The sequence below is a fragment of the Actinomadura sp. WAC 06369 genome, assembly GCF_003947565.1.
In the GTDB taxonomy this organism is placed as follows: domain Bacteria; phylum Actinomycetota; class Actinomycetes; order Streptosporangiales; family Streptosporangiaceae; genus Spirillospora; species Spirillospora rifamycini.
The window spans coordinates 18,161-36,435 of sequence record NZ_QHJN01000077.1 but is presented as its reverse complement, the minus strand read 5'-3'; the positions used below and the strand labels follow the sequence as shown (position 1 = coordinate 36,435).

The following is an 18,275-nucleotide window of genomic DNA, read 5'->3' as shown; positions in this document are numbered from 1 at the left end:
CGGCCGGCGCCGCCCGCGCCGCCCCGCCCGGCCCCGGCCGTCCGGCGGCAGCGGTCGCCGCTCACCCCGGTCACGCTGCTGTGCGCGGCCGCCGCCGGTGCCGCGGCGGTCCCCGCCGCGCGGGGGTACCCGGCGCCGGACTCGTGGATGATCGTGATGGCGACGGCGCTGGGCGTGGTCGGTCTCGGGCTCGTGCTCGGCGGCTGGTTCCGGACGCGCGGGCTCGCGACCGCCGGGACGGTGCTGTCGCTCGCGCTCGTCACGTCGTCCGTCGCGGCGGAGGCCCCGGAGTCGATGAAGTACCGCGAGGTGACGTGGCGGCCGACCGGCGACCCGGGCACCGGGCAGGAGTACCGCGTCACCGTCGGCCAGGGGACGCTCGACCTCACCGCGCTGCCGCTGCGCGCCGGGCGGCGGGTGACGATCGACGCGGAGGTCGTGCTCGGGGGCCTCGCGGTCACCGTGCCGAAGGACGCGCGGGTCGTCCTGGACGCCCGGATCCTGCTCGGCGACCTGCGCATCGACGGCCGGACGACCAGCGGCCCGAACGCCCGCGCCGAGCGGGTCTTCGAGCCCGCGTCCGCCGCCGGGGACCCGCCGACCATCGTGCTGCGGCTGCGCGGGAAGATCGGTGACGTGGACGTGGACGTGGCCCCGTGACCGACCGCCCCGCCGACCGCCCCGCCGACCGGCCGCCAGCCCGGCGCCGCTTCGATCCGGCCGGGCCGGTCACCGGGCTGTTCTTCCTCGCGCTGGCCGGGCTGTTCCTCGCCGAGGGGGTCACGGCGGAGCGGCTGCTGAACCCGGTCGTGGCCGTCCCGCTCGTGCTGATCGGCCTGGGCCTGGTGGGCGCGGTGCGGATCGCGACGCGGGGGCGCCGCCGCGACCGTGACCGAGACTTGAGGCAAAAGTGAGGTAGATCACACTTTTGCCGGGAAGATCCCTGGACGCACCGGCGTTGATCGGCCCGTGAGGTTCTCCGTGAAGAGCGTTTCGCTCGTGGCCCGGCTGCACGTCGACCTGTGCCGCCTGGCCGCCGTGCTGTGTAGCCGCTGACCCGTCCGCCAGCCCTCTTCCCACCCCCGAACCCCGCCCGGCCGGCGCGTGCCGCCCGGCGTCCAGGAGAACCTCTCGTGACCTTCCGTGTGTGGAAATGGCAGTTCTGGCAGCAGATCGTGCTGTCGCTCGTGCTCGGCGCCGCCGCCGGCGTCCTGATCAACAACTTCGCCGGCGGCGCGGGCACCGCCGAAGACTGGCTCGACCCGTTCGGCGACGTCTACGTCAGCCTGCTGAAGGTCGTCGTCATCCCGCTGGTGTTCGCCGCGATCGTGGTGAGCGTCGGACGGCTGCGCGGCGTCGGCAGCGTCGCCCGGCTGACCGGCAAGACGCTCGGCTGGTTCGTCGTCACGTCCGCGATCGCCACCGCGATCGGCCTCGTCGTCGCGCTGCTGATCAAGCCGGGCGAGGGCCTCGGCGACCTCGCGGGCGAGACCACCGAGACCGAAGCGGTCACGTGGACGCAGATCCTGCAGAACCTGTTCCCGTCCAACATCGTGCAGACGATGGCGGACGGCAACGTGCTGGGCGTCGTGACGTTCGCCGTCCTGTTCGGCGCCGCGCTGGTCGCGATCGGCGAGCGCGGCGAGCGGCTGACGGGCATCATCGACGACCTGTACGCGGTCATGCAGAAGGCCGTGTGGTGGGTGGTGCGGCTGACCCCGATCGGGTCGTTCTTCCTGATCGCCTCGGTCGTCGCGTCCTACGGCCCGTCGTCCCTCGCGCCGCTGGCGAAGTTCACCGGCGCGATCTACCTCGGCCTCGCGCTGATGCTGCTCATCGGGTACCCGGTGCTGCTGCGGGCGTTCGGGCGCGTGAACCCGCTGCGCTTCTACCGCAACTCGTGGCCCGCGATCCAGTTCGGCTTCGTGTCGTCGTCGTCCCTCGCGACGCTGCCGATCGCGCAGCGGGTGTCGATCGAGCGCAACGGCGTCCAGCCCGAGTACGCGAGCTTCGCGCAGCCGCTCGGCGCGACGATCAAGTTCGACGGCTGCGGCGCGATCTACCCGGCGATCGCCGCGGTGTTCGTCGCCCAGTACACCGGCGTGCAGCTCGGCATCGGCGAGTACGCACTGATCGCGCTCGCCGCCGTCATCGGGCAGATCGGCACCGGCGGCACCCCGGGCCCGGCGCTGGTCGCGCTCACCCTGACGCTGACCACCGTGGGCCTGCCGCTGGAGGCCGTCGGCTACCTCATCGCGATCGACAAGGTCATCGACATGGGCCGCACCGCGACGAACGTCACCGGCCAGCTCGCCGTCCCGGTCCTGGTCGCCCGGTCCGAGGGCATCCTCGACGAGGAGGTGTTCAACGGGCACAGCCGTCCGCTGGACGCGCCGCCGTCCGAGGCCGCGGCCGGCGAGGACACCGCCGACGACCCCGAGCGGGACCGCTCGTCGGCGCCCCAGCCCGCCTGATCCCGGTACCGCGTCCCCGGAGCGGCACGAGCCCGCTCCGGGGACGGCGAGTAACCTGACCCCGACGGCAAGTGACCGGAGGGGGCGATGACCGAACCGACCCGCGGACCGGACGTGCTGCCCGGGTCCCGCTCGGCCCTCGACCCGCGCCGCGCGATCAAGCCCGGCCGGCACGGCCTCTCCCCCGAGACCGTCGCGGGCATCCAGCGCGGACGCCTCATCGACGCGCTCGTCGAGGTGGTGTCGGCGCGCGGCTACCCGCAGACGACCATCAGCGGAGTCGCGGGTGCCGCCGGGGTCACGAAGAAGACCTTCTACGAGCACTTCGACGGCCTCGACGCGTGCTTCCTCGCCGCCTACCGGCGCGGCATGGACATCCTGCACCGCCGCATGGCCGACGCCCACGAGGCCGCGCCGTCCTGGCCGGAGGGCGTCCACGCGGCGCTGCGCACGATGCTCGCGCTGCTGGCCCGCGAGCCGCGCTTCGCCCGCGCGGCCCTCATCGAGGCGAACGCCGCGGGCCCGGACGTCCGGCTCGCCCGCATCGACGACCTCGCCCGGTTCCGCGCGTTCTTCGCGGCGCCGGGCCTCCCCCCGGTGCCGGACGCCGTCGCGGACGCGGTCGTCGGCGGCGTCGTCGGCGCCGTCCGGGTCCGGATCGAGACCGGCGACGACGACCTCCGGGCCCTGCTGCCGTCCCTCACCTACTTCGCCGTCCTCCCGGTCCTGGGCCCCGAAGCCGCCACCCCGTACCTCACCCCCGCCCACCCCGGCCCCCCGCACTCCCGGTAGGCCCCGTCCACGGCACCTTGCAGCACGCGAGGATCGTTCCGCGACCGGCGGGCGTTCCAGGGGTCGCCCCCTGGGCGACTACGCGTGGAGGCTCACGGCGTAGGCGGGGCCGGGGTTGGTGAAGGCGCGGGACTCGGCGTGCACGCGGACGCGGTTCGCGCGCAGGGGGCGTTCGGTGACGCCGTCGGGGGCGATCAGCACCTCGGTGAGCTCGCCCGCGATGAGGGTGCTGACGCGGGCGTCGACGGTGGCGCCGTGGCCGGGCGGCCAGGTGGTGAGCCAGACCGGGACGCCGCCGTCGGTGCCGAGCGGGACGCGCACGGGGCCCGCGTCGTCGAAGCCGATCAGCCGCCACCACTCGGCGGGACGGGCGGCGAGCGCGTGCACGCGGGCGGCGAGCAGGCCGACGGTCGGGGGGCGGGCGGTGACGGCGCGGCCGTGCGGGTCGTCCTGGCCGCGCATGGTGAGATCGGGAACCATGTCCGAAACGGGTCCTTCGTGTGATGGGCCGGATCCGGGGCACCCACCCCGGGGATGAACGGAGATCAGCGGCAACACGAAGGACACAGCGCGCTGGCCACGCGGCGGAGCGCCACGGGGCCGTTGAGAGAGATGCGCGCTGGCATACGGCCCAGCGAACACGCAGGGGCCGTCCGCTGTCAAGTCGATCACACCCCGCCGAGCGCGGGGTGTTCCCCCAGGTCAGTACAGACTCCCGCACGGGTGCAGTCATGTGCTTTCCCGTGAAAACCCTGATGGACGGGGCGAACCCCCGTTACCGTCGGTTGTACGCCGCCCACGCGGCGCGGGGGCCGGACCGCAGGAGCAGCACGCAGCAGGAGGAACATGACCCCCGAGAACGAGAGAACGGACGCCGCCGAGGCGGCGAATATGGACAAGGTCGACGTCCATTGGGGCGTCCACAACCCCACCGAGCCGGACGAGGAACAGGTCCTCGAACGGCTGTACGGCGCGCCGGAGGCCGACGGAGTCTTCCGCCTGGCCGCGTCGACCGCGCCGCCGGCCGCCGCCGCGGCGCCGTCGGGCGCGCAGGCGCTGATCGCCGAGGCCCGCAAGTCGCTCGGGATGTCGGGACGGCCGAACACGATCACGCGGGAGTACGCGTCCCGGCACGGTGACGAGTTCCTGCGGGCCCCGTGGTGCGACATGGCGGTGACCTACTGGGCGCGGCACAGCGGGACGGCCGCGGCGGTGCTCCCGGCCGGGGACCGCGCCTACACGCCCTGGCACGCCGCCGACTTCCAGAAGCTCGGCACCTGGCACACCGGGACGACCGCGCGGGTCAACGCCGCGAAACCGGGCGACATCGTGTTCTTCGACTGGGGCGAGTCGAACTCGATCGGCGCGATCGACCACGTCGGCGTCGTCGAGAAGGTGCTCGGCGGCGGACGGGTCCAGACGATCGAGGGCAACACCGGCGACGCGTGCAAGCGGCGCGTGCGCGGCTCGGGAGTGATCGCCGGATACGGACGGCCCGCATACAAGGAGGTAGACGACATGCCGGACTACGTGAGCGTCGGGGTGAGCACCCCGCAGGAACTGCCCCCGAACACGTGGGTCACCGTCGAGTGGGGCACGGAGTACGCGGACGCGGAGCACCACCACTGGGACAAGGGCGGCTCCTCGCTGATCATCGGGTCGTGCCGCTACTCGCTGACCGCGAGCGTCCAGATCAAGGGCCTGCCGAAGGGCACCGAGATCCAGGCCCGGACGGTCGAGGTCGAGGAGGCGGGCGACCGCCGGGACGGCGGCCCGATCGCGGAGTACACCGCGAGCGACGGCGACACGTTCCTGCTCTACTCGCTGCCCGCGGACACGGTCGGCGACGGCTTCCGGGTGCGGTTCCAGGTGATCCACTACGGGACGGCGACCGGCCAGATCACCGCGGGCAGCGCGAAGGCGTTCGCCTGGCCGACCTGAGGCGGCCCGCCCGGTCCGGCGCGCCGGACCGGAAGGCCCGTCCGACCATGGCCGGAAATCGGGAAAAACGGGTCTAGTCCAGATTTCAACGTCGGCATACGTTCGTTGGGTCGCCTTCCACGGAGGCCCCGATGGCGTGGTCGACCCGGCAGCGCGCCCCTCCCGGGGACGTCTCGCTCACGAGCCCACCCCCGAGACGTCCCTGGGAGAACGCATGCCACGTATCCGTGTCGAGGTCGATGGGGCGACGTACGAGGACGACGTCGAACCGCGCCTCCTGCTCGTCCACTATCTGCGCGAACGGCTGGGGAAGGTCGGCACCCCGGTCGGCTGCGACACCACCAACTGCGGAGCGTGCACCGTCCTGCTGGACGGGCTGAGCGTGAAGAGCTGCTCCGTGCTCGCCGTCCAGGCGGACGGCCGCGACGTGACGACGATCGAGGGGCTGGGCGCGGGCGGCCCGCACCCGCTGCAGCGCGCGTTCCACGAGGAGCACGGGCTCCAGTGCGGCTACTGCACCCCCGGCATGATCATCGCGGCGCTCGACCTGCTGCGCGACAACCCCGACCCGTCCGACGAGGAGATCCGGGAGGGGCTCGAAGGGAACCTGTGCCGCTGCACCGGCTACCAGAACATCGTGCGCTCGGTGCGGCGCGCGGCCGGCGACATGCGGCGGCCGGCGCGGGAGCAGGAGGTCGCGCCGTGACCGCGACGGACGACCGGCCGGCCGAGATCGGGACGCCGCGCCGCAGGTCGGAGGACGCGCGGCTGGTCAGCGGCCGGACGCGCTGGACCGACAACATCGCCCCCGCCGGCACCCTGCACGTGGCGTTCCTGCGCAGCCCGCACGCGCACGCGCGGATCGAGCGGGTGGACGTCGCGGCGGCGCGGCGCGCGCCGAACGTCGTGGCGGCGTTCTCCGGCGCCGACCTCGCGGACGAGCAGGGCTCGCTGCCGTGCGCGTGGGTCGTCACCGAGGACATGCGGCACCCCGAGCATCCGCCGATGGCCGTCCGGGAGGTCCGGTACGCCGGCGAGCCGGTGGCGTGCGTGGTGGCGCGCGACCGGGCCGCGGCCGCGGACGCCCTGGAGGAGATCGACGTCGACTACGCGCCGCTGCCCGCCGTCGTCGACATGGAGGCGGCCGTCGCGGACGGCGCCGACCTCGTGCACGACGCCCTCGGGACGAACGAGTCGTACACGTGGGTGTTCGAGAACGGCGACCTGGACGCGGCGATGCGGGACGCGCCGGTCGTCCTGGAACGCCGGTACGTGCAGCAGCGGCTGATCCCGACGGCGATGGAGCCGCGGTCGGTGGTGTGCGTCCCGGAGGGCGACGAGTTCACCGTCTACTCGGCGACGCAGATCCCGCACATCCTGCGGCTGATGCTCGCGACCGTCACCGGGATCCCCGAGCACCGCCTGCGGGTGGTGGCGCCGGACGTCGGCGGCGGGTTCGGCTCGAAGCTGCAGGTGTACGGCGAGGAGGTGCTCGCGCTGCTGCTGGCGCGGCGGCTCGGCCGTCCGGTGAAGTGGACGGAGTCGCGCAGCGAGGGCAACATGACCGTCCACCACGGCCGCGACCAGATCCAGCGGCTCACCCTCGCCGCCGACGGGGACGGCCGGATCCGCGGCCTCAAGGTGGACCTGCTGGCCGACATGGGCGCCTACCTGATGCTGGTGACGCCCGGCATCCCGCTGCTCGGCGCGTTCATGTTCAACGGCATCTACAAGATGGACGCGTACTCGTTCACCTGCACGGGCGTGTTCACCACCAAGACGCCGACGGACGCCTACCGCGGCGCGGGACGCCCCGAGGCGACGTACGCGATCGAGCGGCTGATGGACGAGCTCGCCGCCGAACTCGGCCTCGACCCGATCGAGGTGCGGCGCCGCAACTGGATCGGGCACGGCGAGTTCCCGTACGACACGATCGCGGGCCTCACCTACGACAGCGGGAACTACGAGGCCGCGACCGAGCAGGCGCTGCGGCTCCTGGAGTACGACAAGCTGCGCGCCGAGCAGGCCGACCGCCGCGACCGCCGCGACCCCGTGCAGCTCGGCATCGGCGTGTCGACGTTCACCGAGATGTGCGGGCTCGCGCCGTCCCGCGTCCTCGGGTCCCTGTCGTACGGCGCGGGCGGCTGGGAGCACGCGGCGGTGCGGGTGCTGCCGTCCGGGAAGGTCGAGGTCGTCACCGGGTCGTCCGCGCACGGGCAGGGGCACGAGACGGCGTGGGCGCAGATCGCCGCGGACCGGCTCGGCGTCCCCTTCGAGGACGTGCGGGTCCTGCACGGCGACACGGCCGTGTCGCCGAAGGGCATGGACACCTACGGCTCGCGGTCGCTCGCCGTCGGCGGGATCGCGCTGTACTCGGCGTGCGACAAGGTCGTCGAGAAGGCGCGGAAGGTCGCGGCGCACCTGCTGGAGGCCGCGGAGGACGACCTGGAGTTCACCGCCGGACGGTTCGGCGTGCGCGGCGTCCCCGGCGCCGGGGCCACGATCCAGGAGGTCGCGACGGCCGCGTTCGCCGCGCACGACCTGCCGGACGGCGTCGAGCCGTCCCTCGACTCCGACGCGACGTTCGACCCGGACAACTTCTCGTTCCCGCACGGCACGCACCTGTGCGCCGCCGAGGTCGACACCGAGACCGGGATGGTGCGGATCCGCAAGTACGTGGCGGTGGACGACGTCGGGAAGGTCGTGAACCCGCTGATCGTCGAGGGGCAGGTGCACGGCGGGCTCGCGCAGGGCATCGCGCAGGCCCTCTACGAGGAGGCCGTGTACGACGCCGACGGCAACCTCACCACCACCACGATGGCCGACTACCTGATCCCCTCGGCCGCCGACCTGCCCGAGTTCGTCACCGACCGCACCGAGACGCCCGCGACGTCCAACCCGCTCGGGGTGAAGGGCGTCGGGGAGGCGGGCACGATCGCGTCCACCCCGGCGGTCGTCAACGCGATCGTGGACGCGCTGCGCCCGTTCGGCGTGTCGGACGTCCCGATGCCGTGCACGCCCGAACGGGTCTGGCGGGCGCTGCGCGCGACCGAGGGAGGCGCCCGATGATCCCCGCGAGCTTCGGCTACACCCGTCCGGCCACGGTCGGCGACGCCGTCGCGGCGCTCGCCGACGCGGGCGAGGACGCGAAGGTGCTGGCCGGCGGGCAGAGCCTCATGCCGCTGCTGCGGATGCGGCTCGCGTTCCCCGAGACGCTGATCGACCTCGACCGCGTCGACGGCCTGCGGGAGATCCGCGACGACGGGAACGCCCTGGTCATCGGCGCGATGGCCACCCACCACCAGGTGATCCGCGACCCGCTCGTGCGCGCGCACGCGCCGCTGCTCGTCCGCGCCACCGAGACCGTCGCGGACCCGGCCGTGCGCCACCGCGGCACGTTCGGCGGCGCGCTCGCGCACGCCGACCCGGCCGGGGACCTGCCCGCCGTCGCGCTCGCGCTCGACGCGGTGCTGCTCGCCCGGTCGTCCCGCGGCGAGCGCGAGATCCCCGCGGCCGAGTTCTTCGTCGACTGGATGACGTCCGCGCTGGAGCCCGACGAACTGCTCACGGGCGTCCGGGTGCCCAAGCTCGGCGACGGCTGGGGCGTCCACTACGAGAAGTTCCACCGGACGGCCCAGGCGTGGGCGATCGTCGGCGTGGCGTGCGCGGTCCGGCGCGCGAACGGCACCGTCGAGGAGGCGCGCGTCGCGCTCACCAACGTGGGCCCGGCGCCCGTCCGGGCGTCCGCCGTCGAGCGCGCCGCCGCGGGCCGTCCCGCCGCGGCGGACGCGCTCCGCGCGGCGGCCGAACCGGCCGCCGACGGCATCGACCCGCCCGGCGACCTGCACGGCTCGGCGGAGTACCGGGCGCACCTGGCGCGGGTCCTGACCGCCCGCGCGCTCGCGGCGGCCGCCGCCGTGTGACCCCCGGCCGCGCCCCGGCCGCCCCGACTGGCGGGCGGCCGGGGCGCGGCCGTAAGGTCACCGGTACATCTCCGGACGATAAGGACGATTATCTATGGAGCTCGACCACGAGTTCAGCGTGCCGGTACCGGTGGACCAAGCCTGGTCGGTCCTGCTCGACGTGGAGCGCATCGCCCCGTGCATGCCGGGCGCCACCCTCGACGCGGTCGACGGCGACGAGTACCGCGGCCGGATGAAGGTGCGCGTCGGCGCGATGACCATCACCTACCGCGGCACGGTGAAGATCGTCGCGGCGGACGAGGCGTCCCGCGAGGTCGCGCTGGAGGCGTCCGCGAAGGAGGCGCGCGGCTCCGGGACGGCCGCCGCCACCGTGCGCGCGACCCTGCGGGAGTCCGACGGCACGACCCACGTCGCCGTCCGCACCGAACTCAACGTGACGGGCCGCCCCGCCCAGTTCGGCCGCAACATCCTCGCCGAGGTCGGCACCAAGATCATCAACCGGTTCGCCAAGAACCTCGCCACCGAGATCGAGTCCCCCACCGCCCCCGCCGAGCCGGACGCGCCCGCGGACCTCCAAGCGGCCGCGAACGCCAAGGCCGACGCCGATGCCAAGGCCACGGCCGACACCGAGACGGCGGCCGAGGCGAGCACCGACACCGAGGCACCCGCAGACCTTCAGGCCGCCGCGAATGCCAAGGCCGACGCCGGGACGACGTCCGAGGCGAGCGCCGACACCGACACTGGCGAGGGAACGGCGACCGAGGCCAACGCCGACACCGAAGCGCCCGTCGACCCCCAGGCCGCCGCCAACGCCAAGGCCGACGCCGACGCCGGGACGGCGACCGAGGCGAGCGCCGACACCGAAGCGCCCGCGGACCCCCAGGCCGCCGCCAACGCCAAGGCCGACGCCGACGCCGAGGCTCCGGCCGTGGCCGGGGCGGAGGTCGCGCGGCCGGTGACGGGCGTGCCGGCCGGGGCGGACGACGCGGCGCGGCGGCCCGTGCGGCCGGCGCCGAACCGGTTCGACGACGACGCCATCGACCTGCTGGAGGTCGCCGGGCCGTCGCTGGCCAAGCGGGCCGTCCCGGCGGTGGGCGCGCTCGTCGCGGTGCTGCTGCTCCTCCGGTTCCTCACGCGGCGCCGCCGGGGCTGAGCGCGGGTCAAGAGCGCGCCAACGATCCGTACGGGAACGGCGGCGCGGGTGGATCGCGGGCGGCGGGATGCCGTCGGGTGGTCCCGTGGACACGATCGGGCTTCAGCGGGTCCCGGACCTCGCGGACGGCAACTGGTGGCATCGGGAGCGGCGCGCGGTCCTGACCGGTGAGCTGCTGCGGTTCAGCGCGCCCGGCGCGGCGGTGGACGTCGGCGCCGGGACGGGCGCGGCGGCGCGGCTGCTCGCCGAGCACGGCTGGTACGCGACGGCGGTCGACCTGAGCCCGGACGCCGTCGCGGCGGCGCGCGCGCAGGGCGTCGAGGCGTACGTGGGGGACGCGCGTTACCTGCAACTTCCCGGGGGCGGGTTCGACCTCGCGCTGGTCCTGGACGTCCTGGAGTTCATCGAGGACGACGCGCGGGCGGCGGCCGAGGTCGCGCGCGTCCTGCGGCCGGGCGGGACGGCGCTGGTGTCGGCGGCGGCGGACATGGCGCTCTGGTCGGCGCGGGACGTCGCGGACGGGCGGGTCCGGCGGTACGGGCGGCGCGCGCTGGTGGAGCTGCTGGAGGGCGCCGGGCTGGTGGTGGAGCGGGTGTGGAGCCGGGGCGTGCTGGTGCGGCCGGTGCCGCGGCTGCTGCGGCACCGGATGTCGCGCCGGGACGACCTGGCGCCGCTGCCTCCGGCGCTCAACGGGGCACTGCGGCTGTCGGCGGCGGTGGAGCGGCGGCTGCCGGTGCGGTCGTGGCCGGGGACGTGGCTGTTCGCGCGGGCCCGCCGCCCCGGCTGACCCGCCGGGGCGGTGCGGCCCGCCGGGTCAGCTCCGCAGGCCGGTGAAGACGCGGTCGAGGACGCGGCCGGTGGCGCCGCCGTCGTCGTGCGGGCAGTAGGTGACGAAGAACCGGTCGTAGGCGTCGGCGTGGTCGGGTTCGCTGTCGCGGGCCGCGCGGACGGCCTCGGCGACGTCGACCGTCCGGGCGACGACGGGGCCCGGCGCCTCCGCTTCCAGGTCGAAGTAGAAGCCGCGCACGTGGTCGCGGTACCGCTCCAGGTCGTGGGCGTAGAAGACCATGGGTCGGCCGAGGACGGCGAAGTCGAACGCGGCGGACGAGTAGTCGGTGACGAGGACGTCGGCGGCCATGTAGAGGTCGGTGATGTCGGGGTAGCCGGAGACGTCCATGACGAAGTCGTCGGACGGGGGCAGGTGCCGGTCGGTCACGAGGTGGTGCGTGCGCACCAGGAGGACGTGGTCGTCGCCGAGGACCTTGCGCATGGTCTCGACGTCGAGTTCCATGCGGAAGCCGCGGCGCCCGCGCGTGTAGGTCTGGTCGTCCCGCCATGTGGGGGCGTAAAGGACGACCTTCTTGCCCTCCGGAATGCCCAGTTCTTTGCGGACGTGCGTACCGAGCGCGTCGGTGTCCGGTGAGCTGAGGATGTCGTTGCGCGGGAACCCGGTCTCGAGGATCTCGCCGCCGTACCGGAACGCCCGCCGCATGATCTGCGTGGCGTAGGGGCTGGGCGACAGGAGGAAGTCCCAGTGCGGGACCTCGTGCTCCATCCAGTCGTGCTTCTCCGCGCGCTGGTACGGCATCTCCGTCAGGTCGTACCCGAGGCGCTTGAACGGGGTGCCGTGCCACGTCTGCAGGTACGTCTGCCCTGGACGCTTCGTGAACCAGCGGGGCACACCGTAGTTCGTGACGATGTACCGTGCGCGCGCGAGGAGCCGGTAATGCTCGCGGCTGCCGTACTGGACGATCCGGGCCTCGCCGTCGACGGTGAACTGGCCGTCGCGCGACACCCACACGCATTCCGTCTCCGGCCGACGCCGCGTCAGCTCCTCGAAGATCGCCCGCGGGTTGCAGCTGTACGACGAGCCCGCGTAGCCGTCGAACACGGCGACGTCCGCGAGCGGGCTGCGCAGGTAGACCGGGTAGTCGCGGGACCGCAGCACGCGCTGCGCGTAACCGCCGCGCTCGTCGTCGGCGAGGGCGGGCCGGGTGCGGAGCCGCAGCGCGTCCGTCTGCTCCACGCCGAGCTCGTACTCCCGCCCGCCGACGGCGTGCCGGCCGGGCAGGGACGGGACGGCGGAGCGCTCGGCGACGACGGCGACGTCCCCGGCGCGGGTCGGCGCGAGCACCTCCCACGTCCCGGCGGCCAGCGGGACGTCACGGCCGAACGCGGCGGTCTCGGCGGGCGAGAACGTCGCGACGAACCGGCTCCCGTCCCAGGTCACCGGGATCCGGTGGGTCTCCCCGGTCTCCGGGCGGCGGACGAGGAAGTGCGCGGGCGGGTCCTGCGGGTCGGCGAACTCGCCGGCGAGCGCCAGGTGCCCCGACCCGTCCCAGCGGGCCGCCGTGACGACCGGGCGCGGGGTCCGCTCGATGCCCCGCAGGTTCCCGAACGACGTCCGGGTGAGGACGTACTCGCGTTCCCGCCACAGGAACCTGGCCTCGGTGAGGGCGGGCGCGACGGTGAGGCGCAGCGGGCCGCCCTCCCCCGTCAGCCGGACGTCCCAGTCGAGGACGTCGCGCAGGTGCGCCCGGTACGGGCGGGCGGGCGCGTCGGCGGGCATCAGGTCGGCGAGCGGCAGCGTCGCGGTGAACCCGAAGCCGGTGCCCTCGACCGTCTGCAGGACGGCCGCCGGGCGCAGCGTCACCTCGCCGCGGACCTCCGCGCCGCCGTGCCGGCGGAACGCGACGACGGACGCGTTCGTCCCGAGCGCCCGCTTCGTCCAGCCGGTGAGCAGCAGCGTGTCCCCGGACCGCCGGTACTCGGTCACGACCGCCTTGGACCGCTTCACGTGCACGACGAACCCGCCGTCGTCCCCCGCGGGCTGCACCGCGACCAGCTCGTCCACCTGCCGCGCCGCCGTCCACCGCACCGCCGGCTCCACCGCGTCGAGGCGCTGCACCGCGCGGCGTCCCGCGGTCGCGACCTCCGCGAACAGCTCCCAGGTGCCCGAGCGCCACTCGTCCCCGTCCAGCAGGTACTCGGGCTCGATCCGCACCGCGAACCCCGCCCAGTCGACGCACACCCGCGACTGCCCGGACCGCGCCGTCGCCTCCGGGCGCCGCACCCGCTCGACGGGGAGCCCCACCTCCCGTCCGGTCTTCACGTTGCGCATCCACACCCGGATGCGGGAGTCGCGGACGTCCGACACCTCCAGCCGGTCGAAGTGCGCCCAGCCCTCGACGATCAGCGTGTCGCCGTCCCACGCGACCCGGTCGACGTCCGCGCGCAGCTCGACCTCGTCGGTGACGTCGTACACCTCGTCGGGGATCGCGCGGTCCGGGTCGCCGAAGAACGGGTACCGCGCGTACCAGCGGGGCCGGAACCGGCCGCGCGCCTCCACCGGGACGTCCGCGAGGCCGCCCTCCTGGAACGCGAGCACCTCCAGCAGCTCCCGCGGCATCCGCTCGCGCAGCAGGTGCAGTTCGAGGCGGCGGATCGCCGCCAGGCCCTCGACGGCCGCCGGGCCGGCCTCCGCCACGAGCCGCGCGCCCAGGTCGACGAGCCGCTCCCGCTCCTGGGGCGGCGCGGCGGGCAGGGCCCGGACGAACGCGTGCATGTCGACGTCGAGGATCTGCGCGTGGAACGCGGGCAGCAGGCCGGGCGCGTGCTCGGCGAACAGCCGCTGCACGATGTCGAGGGACGCGTGCCGGTCGTTGAGCAGCGCCGGGTCGGCGGCGCGGTCGGTGAGCGAGCCGGGGCGGCGCCGCCAGAAGTACACGGTCGCGTCGAGGACGTCCACCGCGGACGCCAGCGCCTGCGTCGCCATCGCGACCGGCAGGTCCTCGAACAGGCCCGGCGGGAACCGGAACCGGTTCGCGTCCCAGAACGACCGCCGGAACACCTTGTTGCCGATCGTCCGGTCCCGCAGCAGCTCGGGCCGCCGCGACACGTGCGTCGCCCGGACCGCCTCCGCGTACACGTCCGCGTGGGGGCGGGACGGCTCGACGCGCTCGCCGTCGAGCCGCTGCAGGTTCCCGCCCGCGATGTCCGAACCCGTCGACTCCAGCGACCCGACCAGCAGCTCGTACGCGTACGGCGGGACCGCGTCGTCCCCGTCGACGAACGCGAGGTACCGTCCGGTCGCGTGCTCCGCGCCGAGGTTGCGCGCGGGCCCCGGGCCCTCGCCCTCACCCCGCACGAGGACGAACCGGTCGTCGCGGGCGGCGAAGTCCGCGGCGGTGCCGGCGCCGCCGTCCGCCGACCCGTCGTCGACCATGACGACCTCCAGGTCGCGGAGCGTCTGCCCGGCGATCGACTCCAGGCACTCGGCGAGGTACCCGCCGACGTCCTTGAACGGCACGACGACACTCAGCACGACGTCCTTCGCGGCGGTCTTCGCGGCGTCCTGCGCGACGTCCTGCGCGGCGTCGTTCGCGGCGTCCTGCGGGGCGGCCGCGGCGTCGGTGCTCGGGCCGGCTGCGGGGTTGGTCTCAGGGGACACGGATCGCTCCCGGTCGGTGGTTCAGTGGGCGGGCTTGCTGAGGACGCGGTCGAGGACCCGGGAGGCGGCGCGGCCGTCGTCGTGCGGGCAGTACCGGGCGGCGAACGCGGCGCGGGCGGCCCGGTACCCGGCGTCCAGCGCGGCCGGCTCGCCGAGGGCGTCCACGACGTCCTGCGCGGTGGGCAGCAGCGGCCCGGGGGCCTCCGCCTCGAAGTCGAAGTAGAAGCCGCGCACGTGGTCGCGGTACCGCTCCAGGTCGTAGGTGAAGAACGCCATCGGGCGGCCGGTGACGGCGAAGTCGAACATGGACGACGAGTAGTCGGTGACGAGGACGTCGCTGATCAGGTACAGCTCGGAGATGTCCGGGTACACCGAGACGTCGATGACGCAGTCGCCCGGCGTCCACTTCGGGCGGTCCGTCACCAGGTAGTGGGTGCGGAGCAGCAGCACGTGGTCGCGCCCCAGGGCCCGCCGGAAGCGGTCCACGTCGAACTCCAGGCGGAACGCGCGCTTGCCGACGGCGAGGTGGAAGTCGTCCCGCCAGGTCGGCGCGTACAGGACGACGCGCTTGCCCTTCGGGATGCCGAGCCGGCGCCGGACGGCCGCCGCGATGTCGTCCCGGTGCGGGCTGCTCAGGATGTCGTTGCGCGGATAGCCGCTTTCCAGGACCTCGCCGTCGTACCCGAACGCGCGCCGGAACAGCGGCACGGAGAACTCGTTCTGCGACAGCAGCAGATCCCAGCGCGGGACGTCGTGCTCCATCCAGTCGACGCCCTCGGTCCGCTTGAACGGCATCTCCTTGACGTCGTAACCCAGTTTCTTCAGCGGCGTGCCGTGCCAGCACTGCACGTACGTCTGGTCCTCGCGCTTGACGAACCACGGCTGCTGGGACCAGTTCCCGAAGATGTACCGCGCGCGCGCCAGCGCCTCGTAGTACTCGCGTGTCCCCGACAGGACGACGCGCGCACCCGGGGGCCGTCCGAACTGGCCGTTCGCCGTCACCCAGACGCACTCGACGTCGGTGCCCCTGCGGCGCAGCTCGTCGTAGATGCCGCGCGGATTGCAGGAGTACTGGCGTCCCCGGTAGGCGTCGAACACCGCGAGCTCCCGCGCGGGCAGGTTCAGGTGGCGGCGGTAGTGCCCGGACCGCAACCGCCGCTGCGCGTACTCGCCGCGCTCGTCCTCGTCCAGCGCGGTCTCCACGCGGAACTGCAGCCGGTCGGTCCTGACCGCGCGGACGGTCACCCGGTGCAGGCCCGTCTCGTGCGGGTCGGGCAGGTCGCGCAGGGCGTGCCGGCGGACGACCACGGCCCGTTCGCCGTCGCCGGCCTCCACGAGGACGTCCCAGCGCCCCGGGACCAGCGGGCGCGACAGCCCCAGCAGCGGCATCCGGGCCGGCGCGAACGACGCGGTGAACCGGCCGTCCTCCCAGCGCAGCGGCACCCGGTGCTCCTCGCACGACCGCCGCCGCCGCAGCACCAGCGCGTCCGCGCGGCCCGCCGGGTCCGGGCAGCCGCCGTGCAGGGTGACGACGCCGTCGGGCGCCCACGTCACCCGCTCGACCACCGGCACCGGTTCGCGGACCACGATCCGCAGCGCGCTCCGCCGCGTCCGCGCGATCTCCAGCTCGCCGCCCGGCACCCCGAACGCCGCGCCCGCCGCCTGCCGCGTGACGTGCGGCCGGGCGCCGCCCGGCAGCGCGACGTCCCAGTCCCCCGGGCGTCCGGCGAGCTCGCCGATCGGCAGCCGGACGCGGAACCCGCGGCCGTCCCGCCCGGCGTCCAGCACGCCCGCCACCGTCTCCCGGGTGCCCCTCGCGGTCGCGGTGACCCGCGCGTCCTCGCCGAACGGCTCGTGGCTCCAGCCGTCCAGCACCAGTTCGCCGCCCGCCGCGCGGCACCCGGTGATCGCCGCGGGCGTCCGCCGCACCTGGACGACGAACCGGTGCTTGCCCGCGACGCCCTGCACCCGCACGCCGGGCACGCACTCCAGGTCGTCCGGCCACAGCCGCCGCGTCTGCGCCGGGTTCGCGAACGTGCGGCGCCGCCGGACGCCCCGGCTGACGATCTCCACGCACGGGATCCAGTCGATGTCGCGCCACCGGCCGAAGATCCGCAGCTGGGACGGCTCGATCTCGGCGACGAACCCGGACCAGTCGTAGGACACCTCCGACTCCCGCGACCGCGCCGTCACGTCCGGGCGCCGCACCCGCCGGACCGGGACCTTCAGCAGCCCGCGCCGGTTCGCGGCGAGCAGCCACAGCCGGATCCGCGAGCCCTCCACGGTCGAGGAGTCCAGGTGCCGGATGAACGCGTGCCCCTCCAGCCGGAGCCGCCCGTCGACCCACGTCGCGCGGTCGATCGCGGCGACGGGCGCCAGCTCGTCGGTGACGTCGTACAGGTGCGCGGGCAGGCCCCGCGCCTCGTCCTCGAAGAACGGGTACTCGGCGAACCACCGGTGCCGCAGCCCCCGCCGCACCCGCGGCGCGCTCCCCGGCCCGCCGAGCGCGACGAAGCGCAGCACCTCCTCCAGCTCCGGCAGCATCCGGTGCGCCAGCAGGTGCAGTTGCAGCCGCGACATCGCCGGGAGCCGCTTCAGCACCTTCGGCGCGATCCGCTCGGCCAGCGCGCCGCCCATCTCGACGAGCTCCGCGCGGCGGTCGTCGTCCGTCTTGGGGAGGGCCTCGAACAGCACCCGCAACTCGACGTCGACCAGCGCGTGCTCGTCGTAGGCGTTGAGGAGCTGCGGCGCGCACGAAGCGAGGCCGTCCCGCAGCGACCGCGCGGACCGCATCCGCTGGGAGATGTTGTCCCAGTCGTAACGGTCCTCGGTGATGGAGCCCTGCCGCTTACGCCACAGGTAAACGGTGTCCGGGAGAACGTCAACGGCCTTGGCCAGGGCGTGCGCCCGGACCGTCACAGGCGGATCCTCGTAGAAACCTTCAGGAAACTCAAGGGCGGCGCCATCCCAGAACTCGCGCCGGTACACCTTGTTCCAGGGCGTCCGGTCGCGGATCAGAAGCGGCCGGGCGGACACGTGCGTCGACAGCTTCCGCTCCGCGAACACGCCGTCGTGCAATACCGACCGCCACGTGCGCTCCCCGTCCGTCCTCTCGACGTTCCCGCACGCCAGGTCCGACCCCGACCGCTCCAGCGCCCCGACCAGCCGCAGGTACGCGTCCGGCGCGACGACGTCGTCGGCGTCGGCGAACGCGAGGTACTTCCCCTTCGCCTGCCGGACGCCCGCGTTCCGCGCGGGCCCCGGGCCCTCCTGCTCGCGCGCGACCAGCCGGAACCGCCCGTCCCGCTCGCACATCTCCTTGGCGATCACCGCGCCGTTGTCGGTGGACCCGTCGTCCACCATGATCACTTCGAGGTCGCGGAACGACTGCCCGGCCAGCGACTCCAGGCACTCCCGCAGGTACTCCTCGGTGTTGTGGAACGGGACGACGACGCTCAACTTCGGGGACATGCGGCCTCCAGGTCGGGATGCGCGGGGCAGCCAGCGGGAAACCTCGCCTCACCGAGGATGGTGACGGGACG

At 74.3% G+C, this 18,275-nt stretch carries 12 protein-coding genes and 1 pseudogene; 10 read left to right on the top strand and 3 right to left on the bottom strand.

What is annotated here, in order from left to right; all coding sequences use genetic code 11:
• The 4 genes and pseudogenes from DMH08_RS21300 to DMH08_RS21285 form a co-directional block, all read left to right on the top strand.
• A pseudogene (locus DMH08_RS21300) lies at positions 1-660 on the top strand (LiaF domain-containing protein); the annotation flags it as partial.
• The gene (locus DMH08_RS21295) at positions 657-914 is read left to right on the top strand and encodes a hypothetical protein (RefSeq protein ID WP_125617261.1); all 258 of its coding nucleotides are present in this window, start codon (positions 657-659) and stop codon (positions 912-914) included. The pseudogene DMH08_RS21300 and the gene DMH08_RS21295, both read left to right, overlap by 4 nt.
• Positions 915-1,133: 219 nt before the next feature.
• A complete protein-coding gene (locus tag DMH08_RS21290; protein WP_051300687.1) occupies positions 1,134-2,474 on the top strand; it encodes a dicarboxylate/amino acid:cation symporter in 1,341 nt (446 codons plus the stop codon).
• A gap of 87 nt (positions 2,475-2,561) precedes the next feature.
• Positions 2,562-3,266, top strand: coding sequence for a TetR/AcrR family transcriptional regulator (locus DMH08_RS21285; RefSeq protein ID WP_125617259.1), 705 nt, complete (start codon positions 2,562-2,564; stop codon positions 3,264-3,266).
• Positions 3,267-3,344: 78 nt separating this feature from the next.
• Here DMH08_RS21285 and DMH08_RS21280 read toward each other — a convergent pair whose 3' ends face one another.
• Positions 3,345-3,746: a cysteine dioxygenase gene (locus tag DMH08_RS21280; protein WP_026402641.1), complete on the bottom strand. Its 402-nt coding sequence runs from the start codon at positions 3,744-3,746 to the stop codon at positions 3,345-3,347.
• A gap of 366 nt (positions 3,747-4,112) precedes the next feature.
• On the opposite strand from DMH08_RS21280, the gene DMH08_RS21275 reads away from it, so the two are divergent.
• From DMH08_RS21275 to DMH08_RS21250, 6 genes are all read left to right on the top strand, one after another.
• A complete protein-coding gene (locus DMH08_RS21275) occupies positions 4,113-5,207 on the top strand; it encodes a CHAP domain-containing protein (protein ID WP_233617720.1) in 1,095 nt (364 codons plus the stop codon).
• A 214-nt stretch (positions 5,208-5,421) separates the two neighbouring features.
• Positions 5,422-5,913, top strand: coding sequence for a (2Fe-2S)-binding protein (locus DMH08_RS21270; protein WP_034517954.1), 492 nt, complete (start codon positions 5,422-5,424; stop codon positions 5,911-5,913).
• Complete coding sequence (locus DMH08_RS21265) at positions 5,910-8,276, top strand: xanthine dehydrogenase family protein molybdopterin-binding subunit (protein WP_125617257.1); 2,367 nt, start codon at positions 5,910-5,912, stop codon at positions 8,274-8,276. The genes DMH08_RS21270 and DMH08_RS21265 overlap by 4 nt, the downstream gene beginning before the upstream one ends.
• Positions 8,273-9,130: an FAD binding domain-containing protein gene (locus DMH08_RS21260; protein WP_026402643.1), complete on the top strand. Its 858-nt coding sequence runs from the start codon at positions 8,273-8,275 to the stop codon at positions 9,128-9,130. Before DMH08_RS21265 ends, DMH08_RS21260 begins: the two co-directional genes overlap by 4 nt.
• A 94-nt stretch (positions 9,131-9,224) precedes the next feature.
• A complete protein-coding gene (locus DMH08_RS41090; protein ID WP_199747926.1) occupies positions 9,225-10,283 on the top strand; it encodes an SRPBCC family protein in 1,059 nt (352 codons plus the stop codon).
• Between the two features lie 85 nt (positions 10,284-10,368).
• Positions 10,369-11,070: a class I SAM-dependent methyltransferase gene (locus DMH08_RS21250; RefSeq protein ID WP_233617719.1), complete on the top strand. Its 702-nt coding sequence runs from the start codon at positions 10,369-10,371 to the stop codon at positions 11,068-11,070.
• A gap of 27 nt (positions 11,071-11,097) precedes the next feature.
• Here the strand turns inward: DMH08_RS21250 and DMH08_RS21245 are convergent, their stop codons facing one another.
• Together DMH08_RS21245 and DMH08_RS21240 are read right to left on the bottom strand one after the other, a co-directional pair.
• On the bottom strand, positions 11,098-14,733 hold the full coding sequence (locus tag DMH08_RS21245) for a bifunctional glycosyltransferase/CDP-glycerol:glycerophosphate glycerophosphotransferase (RefSeq protein ID WP_125617252.1): 3,636 nt from the start codon (positions 14,731-14,733) through the stop codon (positions 11,098-11,100).
• Between the two features lie 21 nt (positions 14,734-14,754).
• Positions 14,755-18,204: a bifunctional glycosyltransferase/CDP-glycerol:glycerophosphate glycerophosphotransferase gene (locus tag DMH08_RS21240; RefSeq protein WP_125617250.1), complete on the bottom strand. Its 3,450-nt coding sequence runs from the start codon at positions 18,202-18,204 to the stop codon at positions 14,755-14,757.
• Positions 18,205-18,275: the final 71 nt, after the last annotated feature.

What these genes read in the sequence shown, in the direction of transcription:
- DMH08_RS21275 (WP_233617720.1), top strand. Translation starts at nt 4,113, where the DNA reads ATGACCCCCGAGAACGAGAGAACGGACGCCGCCGAGGCGGCGAATATG.
- DMH08_RS21285 (WP_125617259.1), top strand. Translation starts at nt 2,562, where the DNA reads ATGACCGAACCGACCCGCGGACCGGACGTGCTGCCCGGGTCCCGCTCG.
- DMH08_RS21240 (WP_125617250.1), bottom strand. Translation starts at nt 18,204, where the DNA reads ATGTCCCCGAAGTTGAGCGTCGTCGTCCCGTTCCACAACACCGAGGAG.
- DMH08_RS21270 (WP_034517954.1), top strand. Translation starts at nt 5,422, where the DNA reads ATGCCACGTATCCGTGTCGAGGTCGATGGGGCGACGTACGAGGACGAC.
- DMH08_RS21280 (WP_026402641.1), bottom strand. Translation starts at nt 3,746, where the DNA reads ATGGTTCCCGATCTCACCATGCGCGGCCAGGACGACCCGCACGGCCGC.
- DMH08_RS21260 (WP_026402643.1), top strand. Translation starts at nt 8,273, where the DNA reads ATGATCCCCGCGAGCTTCGGCTACACCCGTCCGGCCACGGTCGGCGAC.
- DMH08_RS41090 (WP_199747926.1), top strand. Translation starts at nt 9,225, where the DNA reads ATGGAGCTCGACCACGAGTTCAGCGTGCCGGTACCGGTGGACCAAGCC.